General features: G+C 71.2%; 15 protein-coding genes and 1 pseudogene. 13 read left to right on the top strand and 3 right to left on the bottom strand.

Annotation, left to right across the window (positions count from 1 at the left end; all coding sequences use genetic code 11):
* Positions 1-259: 259 nt before the first annotated feature.
* The 3 genes and pseudogenes from ABZV31_RS34300 to ABZV31_RS34290 all read left to right on the top strand — a co-directional run.
* Positions 260-343 (top strand): annotated as a pseudogene (locus tag ABZV31_RS34300) (IS3 family transposase); the annotation flags it as partial.
* 184 nt (positions 344-527) lie between these two features.
* Complete coding sequence (locus ABZV31_RS34295; RefSeq protein ID WP_355900755.1) at positions 528-1,730, top strand: glycosyltransferase 87 family protein; 1,203 nt, start codon at positions 528-530, stop codon at positions 1,728-1,730.
* Between the two features lie 629 nt (positions 1,731-2,359).
* Positions 2,360-3,736: a hypothetical protein gene (locus tag ABZV31_RS34290; RefSeq protein WP_355900754.1), complete on the top strand. Its 1,377-nt coding sequence runs from the start codon at positions 2,360-2,362 to the stop codon at positions 3,734-3,736.
* A gap of 118 nt (positions 3,737-3,854) precedes the next feature.
* Here ABZV31_RS34290 and ABZV31_RS34285 read toward each other — a convergent pair whose 3' ends face one another.
* Positions 3,855-4,262 carry a MazG nucleotide pyrophosphohydrolase domain-containing protein gene (locus ABZV31_RS34285; protein ID WP_355900760.1) on the bottom strand — a complete coding sequence of 136 codons (408 nt, stop codon included), beginning with the start codon at positions 4,260-4,262 and terminating at the stop codon, positions 3,855-3,857.
* Between the two features lie 133 nt (positions 4,263-4,395).
* On the opposite strand from ABZV31_RS34285, the gene ABZV31_RS34280 reads away from it, so the two are divergent.
* The gene (locus tag ABZV31_RS34280; RefSeq protein ID WP_355900753.1) at positions 4,396-5,394 is read left to right on the top strand and encodes a TAXI family TRAP transporter solute-binding subunit; all 999 of its coding nucleotides are present in this window, start codon (positions 4,396-4,398) and stop codon (positions 5,392-5,394) included.
* Positions 5,395-5,510: 116 nt separating this feature from the next.
* Here the strand turns inward: ABZV31_RS34280 and ABZV31_RS34275 are convergent, their stop codons facing one another.
* Together ABZV31_RS34275 and ABZV31_RS34270 are read right to left on the bottom strand one after the other, a co-directional pair.
* Positions 5,511-6,920, bottom strand: coding sequence for a HAMP domain-containing sensor histidine kinase (locus ABZV31_RS34275; RefSeq protein ID WP_355900752.1), 1,410 nt, complete (start codon positions 6,918-6,920; stop codon positions 5,511-5,513).
* Between the two features lie 9 nt (positions 6,921-6,929).
* Positions 6,930-7,616: a response regulator transcription factor gene (locus tag ABZV31_RS34270; RefSeq protein ID WP_355900751.1), complete on the bottom strand. Its 687-nt coding sequence runs from the start codon at positions 7,614-7,616 to the stop codon at positions 6,930-6,932.
* A gap of 283 nt (positions 7,617-7,899) precedes the next feature.
* On the opposite strand from ABZV31_RS34270, the gene ABZV31_RS34265 reads away from it, so the two are divergent.
* From ABZV31_RS34265 to ABZV31_RS34225, 9 genes are all read left to right on the top strand, one after another.
* Positions 7,900-8,676, top strand: coding sequence for an amino acid ABC transporter ATP-binding protein (locus ABZV31_RS34265; RefSeq protein WP_355900750.1), 777 nt, complete (start codon positions 7,900-7,902; stop codon positions 8,674-8,676).
* Positions 8,677-8,777: 101 nt separating this feature from the next.
* Entirely contained in the window at positions 8,778-9,614 is an 837-nt protein-coding gene (locus ABZV31_RS34260; protein ID WP_355900749.1) for a glutamate ABC transporter substrate-binding protein, read from the top strand.
* 132 nt (positions 9,615-9,746) lie between these two features.
* Entirely contained in the window at positions 9,747-10,415 is a 669-nt protein-coding gene (locus ABZV31_RS34255) for an amino acid ABC transporter permease (protein ID WP_355900748.1), read from the top strand.
* Positions 10,412-11,320, top strand: coding sequence for an amino acid ABC transporter permease (locus ABZV31_RS34250; protein ID WP_355900747.1), 909 nt, complete (start codon positions 10,412-10,414; stop codon positions 11,318-11,320). Before ABZV31_RS34255 ends, ABZV31_RS34250 begins: the two co-directional genes overlap by 4 nt.
* A gap of 368 nt (positions 11,321-11,688) precedes the next feature.
* Positions 11,689-13,287 carry an FAD-dependent monooxygenase gene (locus ABZV31_RS34245; RefSeq protein ID WP_355900746.1) on the top strand — a complete coding sequence of 533 codons (1,599 nt, stop codon included), beginning with the start codon at positions 11,689-11,691 and terminating at the stop codon, positions 13,285-13,287.
* 83 nt (positions 13,288-13,370) lie between these two features.
* A complete protein-coding gene (locus ABZV31_RS34240; RefSeq protein ID WP_355900759.1) occupies positions 13,371-13,457 on the top strand; it encodes a putative leader peptide in 87 nt (28 codons plus the stop codon).
* 124 nt (positions 13,458-13,581) lie between these two features.
* Positions 13,582-14,109, top strand: coding sequence for a cysteine dioxygenase (locus tag ABZV31_RS34235; RefSeq protein WP_355900758.1), 528 nt, complete (start codon positions 13,582-13,584; stop codon positions 14,107-14,109).
* Positions 14,106-14,504: a rhodanese-like domain-containing protein gene (locus ABZV31_RS34230; protein ID WP_355900745.1), complete on the top strand. Its 399-nt coding sequence runs from the start codon at positions 14,106-14,108 to the stop codon at positions 14,502-14,504. Before ABZV31_RS34235 ends, ABZV31_RS34230 begins: the two co-directional genes overlap by 4 nt.
* A 74-nt stretch (positions 14,505-14,578) precedes the next feature.
* Positions 14,579-14,731 carry a hypothetical protein gene (locus tag ABZV31_RS34225; protein WP_355900744.1) on the top strand — a complete coding sequence of 51 codons (153 nt, stop codon included), beginning with the start codon at positions 14,579-14,581 and terminating at the stop codon, positions 14,729-14,731.
* Positions 14,732-14,823: the final 92 nt, after the last annotated feature.

The following is a 14,823-nucleotide window of genomic DNA, read 5'->3' as shown; positions in this document are numbered from 1 at the left end:
AGCCCAATTACCATGTCGCGCACCGAAGTTGGACTGAAATCGGCAGTAGTTTCCTTACGGCTCCTGAGCCGCTTCCAGTTCGTCGCCGACCACCGGGACGCCTTCGGCGTGAAGCGGCTGTGCCTGGTCCTGGGCTTGAACCGGTCCAGCTACTACAAGTGGCGGACCGGCGCCGACGCCCGCACGGCCCGCGAGACGGGCGACCGGCTGCCGGCGGAGAAGATCCGCGTCGTTCACCGGCACTCGGGGCGGAGCCTACGGCTCACCACGGGTCACCGCCGAACTCCGCGAGGCGGGCCTGCGGGTCAACGAAAAACGGGTCGCCCGCGTGATGCGGAAGTAGGCCGCGGAAGGGGCCGGGGCGCGGTCGGTGGAAAGGCTTTACGGCTGCTTGATCGCGACACGACCGGTTGTTGACTCCGATATTGGGACAAGTGACCCAAAATGACAAGCGACCCGTAATGGGCCCGCACCCTTCCAACAGCGTCGTTCCGCTCACAGCAACCCCTCCCGGACAGGTACGTGTGATGCAGCTTCGTGGCGCCCTCCGGACGACCGCCCCTCAAGTGCCCCCGACCACGGCACTGCGCGCGTGGCTCATGGGTCCCGCCGGGCCGGTCCCGGTCGCGTTCCTCGCCGGCGTCCTGCTCGCCCGGGCCGCGCACGTGGCCGTCAAGTTCACACAGGGGGGCATGGACAACGGGTTCGTCGTCCACGCCGGGCAGGTCTGGCTGCACGGGGGCGCCCCTTACGCGGACCGGCGCTTCCTGTACCTGCCGAGCGCCGTCCTGTTCGCCGCCGCGCAGGCAGTGCTGCCGCCGCTCGTGCTGCGCGTCGCCGCGCCGGTGGTGTGCGTGGCGGTGCTCGGTGCCGGCTGGTGGTGTGCCGTGCGCCTGTTCCGGGTGCCGGCGCGCAGTCGGTTCGCGGTGCTGGGTCTGCTGGGGCTGGTGCTGTTGTGGGCGCCGTTCGGCCACCTGGTGGAGCTCGGGAACTGGACCGCGGTCAGCGCCCTCGCCCTGCCGTGGGCGCTCCTTCTGGCGGATCGCGGGCGCTGGGGTGCCGCCGGGGTGGTCCTGGGGGTCTCCGTGGCGGTGAAGCCGCTGCTGCTGCCGGTCGTAGTCCTGTTCGTGCTGGCCCGGCAGTGGCGAGCCCTGGCCTGGATGCTGTCGCTGCCCACGGCCCTGTCGCTGGGCGCGGCCCTGATGATGCCGAATCCCGGCGGGTTCTTCACCCGCACGCTGCCCTTCCTGCTCAAGGGCGGGGACGCCCTGATGCGGCCGTTCGACTGCTCTTTGCCGGCGGTGCTGCCGCGCCTCGGGGTGCCGCCCGCCCTGGCGGAGCTGGTGGCCGTGGCCGCGGCGGCGGCCGGCGTGACGTGCGCCTGGCTGCGCTGGCGGCGCGCGGATCCCGGTCCTGCGCGGCTCGCGGACACGGCCGCGATGCTCATGCTGGCGTCCTACCTGGTCTCCCGGCCGTCCTACGAGCACTACCTGGTCGTCGTCGTGCCCCTGCTGCTCGCCGGCGCGCTGGAGGCGGGCTCGGTGACCCGCTCGCCGTGGTTCTGGGGGGCGCTCATTCCGCAGGTGCCGGAGTTCGCGTTTCCCCATCTGGACGCGTCGACGCGCAGGGCGTTCAAGGACACCGTCACCCTGTGCGCGCTCGCGCTGGTGCTGGCCGTACGGTGTGCGCGGTCGTCGTCCCGGCGGCCTGCCGACTCGGCGCTGACGTAGGACTGTTGTCCTCCCCTGACCGTGTTGCACTCCCCCTGACCCTGTTGCACTCCCCCTGACCGATCCCGGCCCCGGCCCGGACGGGGCTGCGCCGATCGGCCGCGCTGTGCGGACCGTTGCGGTGTGCCGCGGCCGCCACGCCTTCCGCGTCGTGTCCGGGAGATCCCGGCTCGGCCTCCACGGCCGAGGTCGCTCCCCTCCGCGTCGACGGGCGCCTTCGGCGGCCCCCGACGGGCGACCGCACGCATTGCCCGCGCTGCCCGCGCCGGGGTCGAGGAGCGGGTCGTTCACCTCCGGATCTCCATCTCCGTGATCCGGACGGGAACACCCTGCAGACCGGCACGCCACGCGGCGGCGACGCCCGAAGTTCACCGGCGGCCCCCTGCCGGCCTGTCGATCGCGCCACGGAATCGCCCCCTCCGGCGGCCGAAAAGCGCCGTGGTTCAGGTCACTTCGGGATGTGGCCGGAATGTGGAGCTCCGGTCGCTGGCCGTGGCATGCTCATGCCTGGTTACTCACCGGTATTCCAGCGGCCCCCGGGGCCGGTGTTTCTCGTGCCGGTTTCCCTTGCCACCCCCCACCTTTCAGGACCGACCTTGCGCAGACGCACGAGGCACACGCGTGCCCTGATGCCCGCCTTCGCCGTGACCGCCCTCCTCCTCGCCGCCGGCTGCTCCTCTCCCCCGCGGTCGGACGACCGACCCGCGGCCGCCCAGAGCGAGGAGACCCGGCAGCACCCCGACGACTCGACCGCCGCCGCCGACCGCACGCTCGCCGTCGCGGCCGCCCCCGCCACCACCCCGACCGCCACCGCGAGCCCGGACGGCTCGGGCAAGCGGGCCCACAAGACCTCGCTCACCGTCAGTTCGTACGACAGCAGGACCCGGCGCGCCGTCATCTCCTCGGGCGGCACGGCGAGTCCGTCGCCCACTCCCCACGCCACCGGCAAGTCGCGGGGCGCCGCTGTCGGCGACGTCATCGCCAGCGCCCCGGCCCCCGGCGCACCGCACGGCCTCCTGGCCAAGGTCACAAAGGTGATCGGCGAGACCGACAAGGGCACCGAGGTGCAGACCGAACCCGCCGCCCTCAACTCCGTGCTCGGCGACGAGACGGCCCGCGGCACGGTCCCGGTCGACCCCGCCTCCTTCGACGTCGACAAACTGCTGCCCGACGTCAAGGTCTCGTGGGCCAAGTCGGGGGACGTGCACGTAGGCCCGAAGGGCGCCACCGTGCCGCTGGGCAGCCTGCGGCTCGACGTCGACGCCACCGTGCCCACGGCCCAGGGCGCGCCGGTGTCGGCCGCCGCGTCCGTCTCCGGCTACGTCCAGGTCGCCCCGCAGGTCGACTTCAAGTACGGCGGCCAGGGCACCGACACCGCGCCCGGCTCCGCCTATCTCGGCGTCTCCGGCGACTGGACCTCGGGCTGGGCCCTCAAGGGCCGCGCCGCCGCCTCCACGGCGCCGTTGCGGATCCCGTTCGCCAAGCTGCACGCCGACCCCGTGCTCCAGGTCGGCCCCGTCCCCGTCGTGGTCAACCTCGACCTGACCTGCTACGTCCAGATCAGCGGCGACGGCAAGGTCACCGTCGACGTGGAGCAGAGCCTCAAGGGCGACTTCAAGGCGGGCGGCACGTTCGGCCCCGCACAGGGCTGGACCCCGGTCAGCTCCGCGGACATGACGAGCACCCCGGTGCGCACCTCGGTGACCACCGCGGGCGGCGTGAAGGCGGCGCTCGGCGCGGAGGCCACGGTCGGCCTGTACGGCACCGTGGGCGTCGGCGCCGACCTGGCGCCGTACCTGCGCGGTGAGGCCTCCGGCACGGTCACCTCCTCGTCCGACACCGGGACGAAGGCCGACGCCTCCTGGGGCGTCTACGGCGGCGTCGATCTGAGCGGAACCCTCCGCCTCCAGCTGTCGATCTTCGGTACGCCGGTCTTCGAGCGGAGCATCCCGCTGGGCTCGCTGCACCGCGAGTGGAAGCTGGCGGGCGGCGGGACGACGCCGTAGGACGTAGGAGAAGCGGGGCGACGCCGTAGGACGTAGGAGAAAAGCGGGACGACGCCGTGGGATCCCGCGTCAGGCGCCGCCGTAGGAGAAGAGCAGGATGATGCCGTAGCACTCCGCGTCACGCGCCGCCGGGGGCCCACCCCTGGCGGCGCAGCACGGCCGCCACGTCGGGCGTCTCGTAGTGCTCGCCCTTCAGCACCTTGCCGTCGGCGCGGCGGGCGACCTGACCGTCGGGGCCGAGCTTGGTCATGTGGGAGCGGTGGATCTCGGCGATCACCTCGTCGAGGTCGATCCCGTGCACCAGGGCCGTGCCGTACGCCACGTAGACGACGTCCGCCAGCTCGTGCGCCAGCCGGTCGAGCGGGCCGCCGACCGAGACCTCGGCCACCTCCGCGGCCTCCTCGGCGAGCAGCTCCCCACGATGCGCGGCGAGTTCCGGCGCCACCTCCGTCGGCGTGCTGCGGACGTCGAGCCCGAAGGCGCGGTGGAACTGACGGACGAGATCGGCGGGCGAGGCGGGGCGCAGCTCATGCGGTGACTGTAACGGCCGCCTCCGACAGCCCTTGTGCCCGCCCGGCGGTCACGGCCGTGCGGCCGGCCGGTCGCCCTGTGAACCCGGCCCTGGTCAGCACCGCGCACGGGCTGGCAGGATCGCGCGCATGTCCAAGGTGTTCCTCCGTATCCGCAGGCGCCGGGCCCTGCAGGGCGCGGCCGTCGGCGTCGTCGCCCTCGGGCTGCTGGTCTGGTGGCTGCTGCCCCTGGGCGACGAGCCGCCGAGCGGGACGATCACCTTCAGCACCGGGACCCCGCACGGGGTCTACCAGCAGTACGGCACGCTGCTGCGCACCGAGTTCGACAAGGACATGCCGGGACTGAAGGTGCGGCTGCTGACCAGCGACGGCTCGCAGGAGAACGTCGCGCGCGTGGCGACCGGCCGGGCCGACTTCACGATCGCCGCGGCCGACGCGGTGGAGACGTACGAGCTGAACCACGGGCCGGGCGCCACACGGCTGCGCGGTGTGGCCCGCCTCTACGACGACTACATGCAGCTCGTCGTCCCGCGCGACTCGCGCATCGGCTCCGTCGCGGACCTGCGGGGCAAGCGGGTGGCCATAGGGCCGCCGCAGTCGGGCGTACGGCTGATCGCCGAGCGGGTACTCAAGGCGGCCGGGATCGACCCGAAGAAGGACATCCGGTCGATGGGGGACGGCATCGACACCGGCCCGGACCGGCTGCAGCAGGGCGCGATCGACGCGTTCTTCTGGTCGGGTGGACTGCCGACGGACGGTCTCAAGCAGCTCGCCGCCAAGTTCACTTTCCGGTTCGTGCCCATCGAGGCCGACCTCGTGGCCAAGCTGCACGCGGAGGGCGACGCCACGCGCTACTACCGCGCCACCGACATGCCGGAGTCGGCCTACCCCACCATCCAGAACGGCTCGGCCGTGCCGACCATCGCCGTGTCCAACCTGCTGATGACGCGCCAGGACACGGACCCCCGGCTCACCGAGTGGGTGACCCGCACCGTGATCAAGAGCCGCGACGGCATCGGCGCCCACGTCCACTCGGCCCAGCTGGTCGACGTGCGCACCGCGATCTACACCGACCCGCTGGTCCTGCACGAGGGCGCGCGGCGCTACTACCGCTCGGTCAAGCCGTAACGGCCCGGACCGCCGACGCGTTCGGTCATGCCGTAACGCCGCGCGAGAACCGACGCGCCGGTCACGCACAAGCACCCGCGAGACCACCAACACGCCCGGTCACGCCGTAACAGGCCTTACGACGCCTCCGGCCCCGACCTCGGCACCGTCACCGTCACCTTCAGGCCGTGCGGCTCATGGTGGTCGTAGGAGATCGAGCCGCCGCCCGCCGCGAGCAGCGCCCGCGAGATGGACAGGCCGAGGCCGGAGCCCTTGATGTTCTGGTGGCGGCCGCTGCGCCAGAAGCGGTCGCCGATGCGGGCGAGTTCCTCGTCGGTGAGGCCGGGGCCGTGGTCGGCGACCACGATTGTCGACGTGTCGCCGTTGGAGGAGACCGACACCTCGACGCGCTCGTCCTTCGGCGTGAACTTCACCGCGTTGTCGATCACCGCGTCCAGCGCGGACGACAGCGCCACGGGGTCGGCCCACGCCGTGGTGGCCGGGCAGTCGCCCACCAGCCGTACCCCCTTTGCCTCGGCGGTCGGCGTCCAGGCCGCCACCCGCTCCGCGGCCAGCGCGCCGATGTCGGTGAGCCGCAGGTCCGCCTCCGCGTGCTCGGCGAGCGCCAGGTCGAGCAGGTCGTCCAGGACCTGCGCGAGGCGTTTGCCCTCGGTGCGGACGGAGGCGATCTCCTCGTTGTCCTCGGGCAGCTCCAGGGCGAGCAGCTCGATGCGCAGCAGCAACGCCGACAGCGGGTTGCGCAGCTGGTGCGAGGCGTCGGCGACGAAGGCGCGCTGCTGCTCCAGCACGTCCTCGACGTTGTCCGCCATCTCGTTGAACGACCGGGCGAGCCTGCGGAGTTCCGGCGGCCCGCTGGCCACCGCCACCCGGGACTTCAGGCGCCCGGTGGCGATGTCGTGCGTGGTGGCGTCGAGGACGCGGACGGGCCTGAGCACCCAGCCGGTCAGCCGCAGGGCCGCGCCGACAGCGAGCAGCATCGCGGCGATCTCGCCCGCGCCGATGAGCAGCCAACCGTGCAGCGTGCGCGATCGCATCTGCCCGGTCGGCGAGTCGGTGACGACGACCGCGACGACGTCACCGTCCCGGATGACGGGTGAGGCGACGACGAGCCGGTGCCCCTGCCAGGGCCAGACCTGCTCCGGGTCGTGGCTGCGCCGGCTGAGCAGGGCCTCCTCGAACGCGTCGCGGACCTCGCCCGTGCCGGGGAGGAACCAGTCCGTCGGTGCGTTGGCCATCGGGGTGCCGGTGCGGTAGAAGACGCCGGCCCGGATGCCGTAGACCTCGTAGTAGCTGGCGAGTTCGCGGCTGAGGGTCTCGCGGCGCTCGTCCCGGACCGTCTGGCGGGATCCGGTCGGCGGGTCGGTGACGAACTGGGCCAGGGCGGCGAAGCGCGCCGTGTCGTCGATCCGGTCGACGACCACCTTCTGCTGCTGGGCCGCGGCCACGCTGACGGCGAGCGGGAAGCCGAGCGCGAGCAGCACGCCCGCCATCAGAACGATGAGCAGCGGCAGGAGACGTGTGCGCACCCAGCCCCGCTACGCAGCCGGAACGACGAGCCGGTACCCGACGCCGCGTACGGTTTCGATCAGCGCCGGCATGCGTAGCTTGGAGCGCAGGGACGCGACGTGCACCTCCAGGGTGCGTCCCGTGCCCTCCCAGCTGGTACGCCACACCTCGCTGATGATCTGCTCCCGGCGGAAGACCACCCCGGGGCGCTGGGCGAGCAGCGCGAGGAGGTCGAACTCCTTGCGGGTCAGCTGCACGATTGCACCGTCCACGCTGACCTGCCGGGTGGGCAGTTCGATGTGCACGGGGCCCAGGCGCAGCGCGGTCTCGCCGCCCCCAGCGGCGTCCTCGTGCGCGGTGCGCCGGCTGACGGCGTGGATGCGGGCGAGCAGCTCCCCGGTGTCGTACGGCTTCACGACGTAGTCGTCGGCGCCGAGGTTGAGGCCGTGGATGCGGGAGCGGACGTCGGAGCGGGCGGTGACCATGATCACCGGGGTGCTGGTGCGCTTGCGGATCTTGCCGCAGACCTCGTAGCCGTCCTGGTCGGGCAGGCCCAGGTCGAGCAGGACCACCCCGAAGCCGGCGCCCTCCGGGACGAGCGCCTGGAGGGCCTCCTCGCCACTGCGGGCGTGCGTGACGTCGAAACCGTGCCGGGCCAGGACCGCGGACAGAGCAGCAGCGACGTGGTTGTCGTCCTCGACGAGGAGCAGTCTCATCCCGGCCCCCTCCGGTTCATCGGTCGTACGATCTCACTGTGTAGGTAACGCACGCGCGCGTGCACCATGGCAGTCACGCCGATGGACGAGGACGGCGTCAAGAGGGTTCCGGCTGCGCACCGCTTCCGTTACCCAGCCGGTACGCGGCTCGGTGGCCCTTTGCTACGACACGTGTCCGATTGCTATCGGATTGTGATGCTCAGATCTCCCTCAGATGTAATGACGCAGGTCGCACGGCGTTATTACTGTCCTCCGAAACCGAGGAGGACGGAGCCTGAAAGCGATGACCGAAGTATCGGTGGCCAAGAAAGACGTGGCCTCGACCGGCGATCTGGTCGTCCTGAAGAGCGTCAACAAGCACTTCGGCGCGTTGCACGTGCTCCAGGACATCGATCTGACGATCGCCCGCGGCGAGGTCGTCGTGGTCATCGGGCCCTCCGGGTCCGGTAAGTCCACCCTGTGCCGCACCATCAACCGGCTGGAGACCATCGACTCCGGCACCATCACGATCGACGGAAAGCCGCTGCCCCAGGAAGGCAAGGAACTGGCCCGGCTGCGGGCCGACGTCGGCATGGTCTTCCAGTCGTTCAACCTCTTCGCGCACAAGACCGTGCTCGAGAACGTCACTCTGGGCCAGGTCAAGGTCCGCAGGATGGACAAGAAGAAGGCCGAGGAGCGGGCCCGGGCCCTGCTCGACCGAGTCGGCGTGAGCGCGCAGGCCGACAAGTACCCCGCACAGCTCTCCGGCGGCCAGCAGCAGCGCGTCGCCATCGCGCGGGCACTGGCCATGGACCCGAAGGTCATGCTCTTCGACGAGCCGACCTCCGCCCTGGACCCGGAGATGATCAACGAGGTGCTGGAGGTCATGCAGCAGCTCGCCCGGGACGGCATGACGATGATCGTCGTCACCCACGAGATGGGTTTCGCCCGATCGGCTGCAAATCGCGTGGTCTTCATGGCCGACGGCCGCATCGTCGAACAGGCTGCGCCCGACCAGTTCTTCAGCAACCCGCGCAGCGACCGGGCCAAGGACTTCCTGTCGAAGATCCTCCACCACTGAGCGGCAACGCCGCCGCTGACGACCTGCGTCACCGCTCCCGTGACGACCTCTGCGCCGTCTCCGACGGCCCTCAACTCCTCACCACTCGAAGGACGTTCACCATGAAGCTCCGCAAGATCACCGCCGCCTCGGCCGTCGTGCTCGCCCTCACCGTCACGGCGACGGCGTGCGGCTCGAACGACAAGAACGACGGCGGCTCGTCCGGCGGCGGCAAGATCAAGATCGGCATCAAGTTCGACCAGCCCGGTCTCGGCCTGAAGCAGCCCGACGGTTCCTTCTCCGGTTTCGACGTGGACGTGGCGACCTACGTCGCCAAGCAGCTCGGCTACAAGCCCGACCAGATCGAATGGGTCGAGACCAAGAGCGCCGACCGTGAGAACGCGCTCGCCCGCAGCGACGTGAAGTTCATCGCGGCCACGTACTCGATCACCGACGAGCGCAAGCAGAAGGTCGACTTCGCCGGCCCCTACCTGCTGGCCCACCAGGACCTGCTGGTCAAGAAGGATTCCGACATCTCCAAGGGCACGGACCTCAACGGCAAGAAGCTGTGTTCCGTGACCGGCTCCACCTCGGCGCAGAACGTCCAGAAGACGATCGCCCCGAAGGCCAACCTGCGCGAGTACAGCGGCTACTCGGAGTGCATCGCCGGCCTGCAGAGCGGCGCCGTGGACGCGGTGACCACCGACGACTCGATCCTCGCGGGCTTCGCCGCGCAGGACAAGTACAAGGGCCAGTTCAAGCTCGCCGGTCTGAAGCTCAGCAACGAGAACTACGGCATCGGTGTCAAGAAGGGCGACACCGCGACCGTGAACAAGATCAACGCCGCGCTGGAGAAGATGGTCAGCGACGGCTCCTGGCAGAAGGCGGTCGACAAGAACTTCGGCCCGGCCGGCTACAAGAACGAGCCCGCCCCGAAGATCGGCCAGATCGTCAGGTAACGCGGCATTCCGCTGACGCAGGAATCCGGCAGGTAACGCAGGGTTCCGCAGGCGCGTCGCCGCCCACCGCTTCCCCGGCGGCGGCGCGCCACGCCCTCCACGTACGCCACACACCCGGAAGCGCGGGAGATCGTGTTCGACTTTCTTCAAGGCTACGACGTCCTCGGGGCGTTCTGGATGACGGTGAAACTCGCCGTCTTCTCCGCCGTCGGCTCCCTGGTCTGGGGCACCCTGCTGGCCGCGATGCGGGTCAGCCCGGTCCCGCTCATGCGCGGGTTCGGCACCGCCTACGTCAACATCGTCCGGAACATCCCCCTGACGGTCATCATCGTCTTCTCCTCGCTCGGCCTCGCCGACATCTTCGGCGTGACGATGGGCGCATCCGACGACTTCAAGCTCCAGGGGTTCCGGCTGGCGGTACTCGGTCTGATCGCCTACACCGCGGCCTTCGTCTGTGAGGCGATCCGCTCCGGCATCAACACCGTGCCCCTCGGCCAGGCGGAGGCGGCCCGCGCGATCGGGCTGAGCTTCAGCCAGACCCTGCGGCTCATCGTGCTGCCGCAGGCCTTCCGCTCGGTCATCGCGCCGCTCGCCAACGTCCTGATCGCCCTGACCAAGAACACCACCGTGGCGGCCGCCATCGGCGTGGCCGAGGCCGCCAGCCTGATGAAGACGATGATCGAGAACGAGGCCCAGACGCTGGCCATCGGCGCGGTCTTCGCCTTCGGGTTCGTGGTCCTGACCCTGCCCACCGGCCTGCTCCTCGGCTGGCTCGGCAAGCGACTGGCGGTGAAGCGATGACCTCCCTTCTCTACGACGCCCCCGGCCCCCGCGCCAAGCGGCGCAACGTCGTCCTCTCGGTCGTCTTCTTCGCCCTCCTCACCCTCCTGCTGTGGTGGGTCTGGCAGACGATGGACGACAAGGGCCAGCTGAAGGGGGCTCTGTGGGACCCGTTCACCACGGCCCAGGCCTGGACGACCTACCTGCTGCCGGGCCTCGGCAACACCCTCAAGGCCGCAGCGCTCGCCATGGTCATCGCCCTCCCGCTGGGCGCAGTCTTCGGCATCGCACGCATGTCCGACCACCGCTGGGTACGGATCCCGGCCGGCGTGGTGGTGGAGTTCTTCCGGGCGATCCCGGTGCTGCTGCTGATGCTGTTCGCCAACGAGTTCTACGTCCGCTCCACGGACGTCACCACTGACGTCCGGCCCCTCTACGCGGTCGTCACCGGCCTGGTGCTCTACAACGCCTCGGTCCTCGCCGAGATCGTACGGGCCGGCATCCTGTCCCTCCCCAGGGGGCAGACGGAGGCGGCCTACGCCATCGGCCTGCGCAAGGGCCAGACGATGACCAGCATCCTGCTCCCGCAGGCCGTCACGGCCATGCTGCCGGCCATCGTCAGCCAGCTCGTGGTCATCGTGAAGGACACCGCGCTGGGCGGTGTGATCCTCCAGTTCCCCGAGCTGCTCAACTCGCGCAGCACGCTCGCGGCCAACTACGCCAACGTCATCCCCAGCTTCATCGTGGTGGCGGTCATCTACATCGTGCTGAACTTCGCCCTGACGAGCTTCGCGAGCTGGCTGGAGCGCAGGCTGCGCCGCAGCAAGCGGAGCACGGGCGCGGTCATCGGCGCCGAGGAGATCGAGGAGCTCAACGCCGCCGATGTCGGCGCTACCTTCGGGACCGGCGCCGGCGGGACGGTCTGATGATCAGTAGCTTGCGGTGAGCGACACGGAGGCAGTGGCATGATCGCCACTGCCTCCGTCCCTTGCCGCCCCGTGACCGTGAACCCTTGACGCCCCATGACCGTGAACCCTTGACGCCCCGTGACCGTGAACCCTTGACGCCCCATGACCGTGAACCCTTGACGCCCCATGACCGTGAAGAACCGTCAGCCGTGCTCACGAGCCGCTGAGCGGTTCGCGGCGCCCCGTGCGAAGGGCACCGGCCGTGAGTCCCGCTTGACCGGCTGGCGCGCAGTCTGTTGCATACGTTTTGTGATCGTGCACCCTGCTCCAACTTCCTGTTCACATGCAACCCTCAGGACACCGCCGCGGGCAGGGGGCGCCGCGCCGTGGATCCGGTGATTATCGTCGGAGCGGGGCCCGTCGGGCTCACGCTCGCCCTGGCGCTGGCGCGTCAGGAGGTGCCGTCCGTCGTCCTCGACGAGGGACCGGGCAGGGACGCGCCGCGCGCCGCGCGCACGGTCGTCCTGCGTGAGGACACGGCCGCCCTCGTGGAGAGGCTGGCCGGTGTGCCGCTCGGCGAGGCTGGACTGCGCTGGGCCGGCTGGCGGTCGATGCGGCGCAAACAGGTGATGCGCGAGGTCGTCTTCGACGCCGATCCCGCCCCGCTGCACATCGCCCAGCACGTCCTGACCGGCGCCCTGCGCGCCGCCATCGCCCACGAGCCGCTGGTCGAGCTGGCCGTGGACAGCCGCCTCGACTCCATCGAGCAGGAGGCCTCGGGCGTCACGGCCCACACCCGCGGCCCCAAGGGCACGTGGTGGCGCGGCAGTTACCTCATCGGCTGCGACGGCCCGCGCTCGACCGTGCGCAAGCTCCAGGACATCCGCTTCCCCGGCCGTACGGCCGTCGAACGGTACGCCGTCGCCGCGCTGCGCACGGAACTCCCCTGGACCGACGAAGCCTTCCTCCACCGGACGCCGCCGTGGCGGACGACCGGCCCCTCGGCCGGGGAGATCACCGCCCGTCCGCTCCCCGACGGAGTGTGGCGGCTGGACTGGCTGCTCCCGCCCGGCAAGGACCTGGTCACCCCCGAGTTGCTGGTGGCCCGCATCCGGGAGACCCTCACGGGCTGGACCGGCGAGTCCGCCCCGTCGTACGAACTCCTGGACACCGGAGTCCACACGGTCCACCACCGGCTGGCCCGCCGCTGGCGCGCCGACCGGGTCTTCCTCGCCGGGGACGCGGCGCACCTGCTGGGCGCGTTCGGCACCCAGGGGCTGGACGAGGGCCTCAGGGACGCCGACAACCTCGCCTGGAAGCTGGCGCTGGCCTGGCACCACGGTCCGCACGAGGCACTGCTCGACAGCTACCAGGCCGAGCGGCGCGCGATCGTCGCCGCCCGGCTGCGCGCCGCAGACCAGGTGCTGCCGCTGCTGCGCGGGGGTGGCGGGCTGCGGTCGTACGTCCCGGGGACGGCCCGGGGGCACCACGCGCTGCTCATGGACGGTCATCTGGGGCGCGGACCGGTGGGTGCGCCCGGCGCATACGCCGACTCGCCGCTCGCGCCCCCGCACATCGAGGCGGAGGTCCCCGTCGACACGCCGGTCGGCGCCCCGGTCGCCGACGTGCTGGTCACCGCGGAGGACGGCTCCTTCGTACCGCTGCGGGACCGGCTGGGCCGCGGGGCGCTGCTGGTGGTGCTGGTCGCGCCGGGCACGGTCGTATGGGAGCGCAAGCACTGGGTGACCGCCGGGATCATGCCCCGGCTGGCGGCCGCCGTGACCGCGCTGCCGCACCCCGCCGAGCTGCTGGTCGCCGAGAGCTACCCGGGCGCGGCCGCCCACACCGTGCTCCTCGTGCGGCCCGACGGACACCTGGTCACCGCACTGAGCGGGGTGCGCCCGGCCGACCTGTACACGGCGGCGGAGGCGACGCTGGGCGGCGCCGTGCAGTCCGAGGCCCGGGCGGGGGCGGGCGCGCGCTGAGAACCTTGTACTCGCCGTCACTGTGCGGTCCACATAGTGACGGTGAGTTGACCGTTTCGCACGCCCATGGTGTACTCCGGATCGTGACCGACACCTATGTACGCCTGTGGCGGAGGGTCCACATGGACCTCGTCCGCTATGCGGGCTGCGCGTGTCGTCCGTCCTGCTGAACTCGCATCCCTCTTCCCCCGCGCGCCGCTCCCTGCTGCCGCGCGCCCTCCGCGAACGTTCTTCAGGACGGTGTACGTGTCTGTCTCCCCTTCCGTTTCTTCCGCCGCTGTGTCTTCCCCCGCTCTGTCTTCCCCAGGTGTGTCCGCACGCGCCGCCCAGGCGCCGACGCAGGCGGAGCTCCTCGACTTCGTCCGGCGCACGGCCGCCGACGCCGAACTGATCGCCTCCCTCCCGCTCGACCCGGAGGGCCGCACCTGGGTGCGCCTGGAGGGCCCCGGCGGCAGCGAAGCCTGGCTGATCGGCTGGCCGCCCGGCACCGGCACCGGCTGGCACGACCACGCCGAGTCGGTCGGCGCCTTCCTCACCGCCTCCGGCGAACTGAAGGAGAACTCGCTCGCCGCCCGCCTGCCCACCGACGGCTGGAAGACCCTCGAGCTCACCGACGGCGTGGACCGCGAGCGGCGGCTCCCGGCCGGCCAGGGTCGCGCCTTCGGCCGCCACCACGTCCACGAGGTGCTCAACGAGTCCACCGACCGGCACGCGATCTCCGTGCACGCCTACTACCCGCCGCTGCCGCAGATCCGTCGCTACAGCCGTACCGGCCAGGTGCTGCGCCTGGAGCAGGCCGAACGCCCGGAGGACTGGCAGTGAGCGCGGGACGGTCACCGGTCGGGATCGACGAGCTGCTGGAACGGGCGCGCCGGGGCTACGAACGGATCGAGCCGCGTGAGGCATACGCCGCCGCTGAGGCCGGCGAGGCCCTCCTGGTGGACATCCGTTACGCCGCGCTGCGCGACAAGGACGGACTGATCCCGGGCGCCCTCGTCATCGAACGCAACGAACTGGAGTGGCGGCTGGATCCCCAGGGCAGCCACCGCAGCCCCGAGGCCACCAGCCACGATCTGCGCGTCGTCGTGATCTGCAACGAGGGCTACGCGTCGAGTCTGGCGGCCGCGTCCCTGCACCAGCTGGGCCTGCACCGGGCGACCGACCTGGTCGGCGGGTTCCAGGCGTGGAAGGCTGCGGGGTTGCCGGTGACGCCGTAGGGCGTCCGGCCCACGCGTCTCGGGGCTCCGCCGGCGGCAAGGTCGTCGGACACGGCACGACGACGGCCGACGGCTTGCAACTGGTCTGGTTCGGCGCCTCGGTCGCCCTGGTCGGCGGGGCCTTCGGCTCCGGCCTCGAGGACCAGGCGGCCGTCCGTAACGCCGCGTACGGCCAACGCCAGCGGGAACGCCGACGTCTGACTGACGACGGCGCCGACGGGAGCTGAGGCCTGCCGGACTGATTCAGCGGCTCGGTTCACCCCGGTGCCGTTCCGGACTGATTCTACGGTTCGGTTCACCCCGGTGCCGTTCCGGACTG

The sequence above is a fragment of the Streptomyces sp. NPDC005202 genome, assembly GCF_040608235.1.
GTDB lineage: Bacteria > Actinomycetota > Actinomycetes > Streptomycetales > Streptomycetaceae > Streptomyces.
Note: the sequence above shows the minus strand (reverse complement) of the source record. Positions and strands in the feature narration are given on the sequence as shown.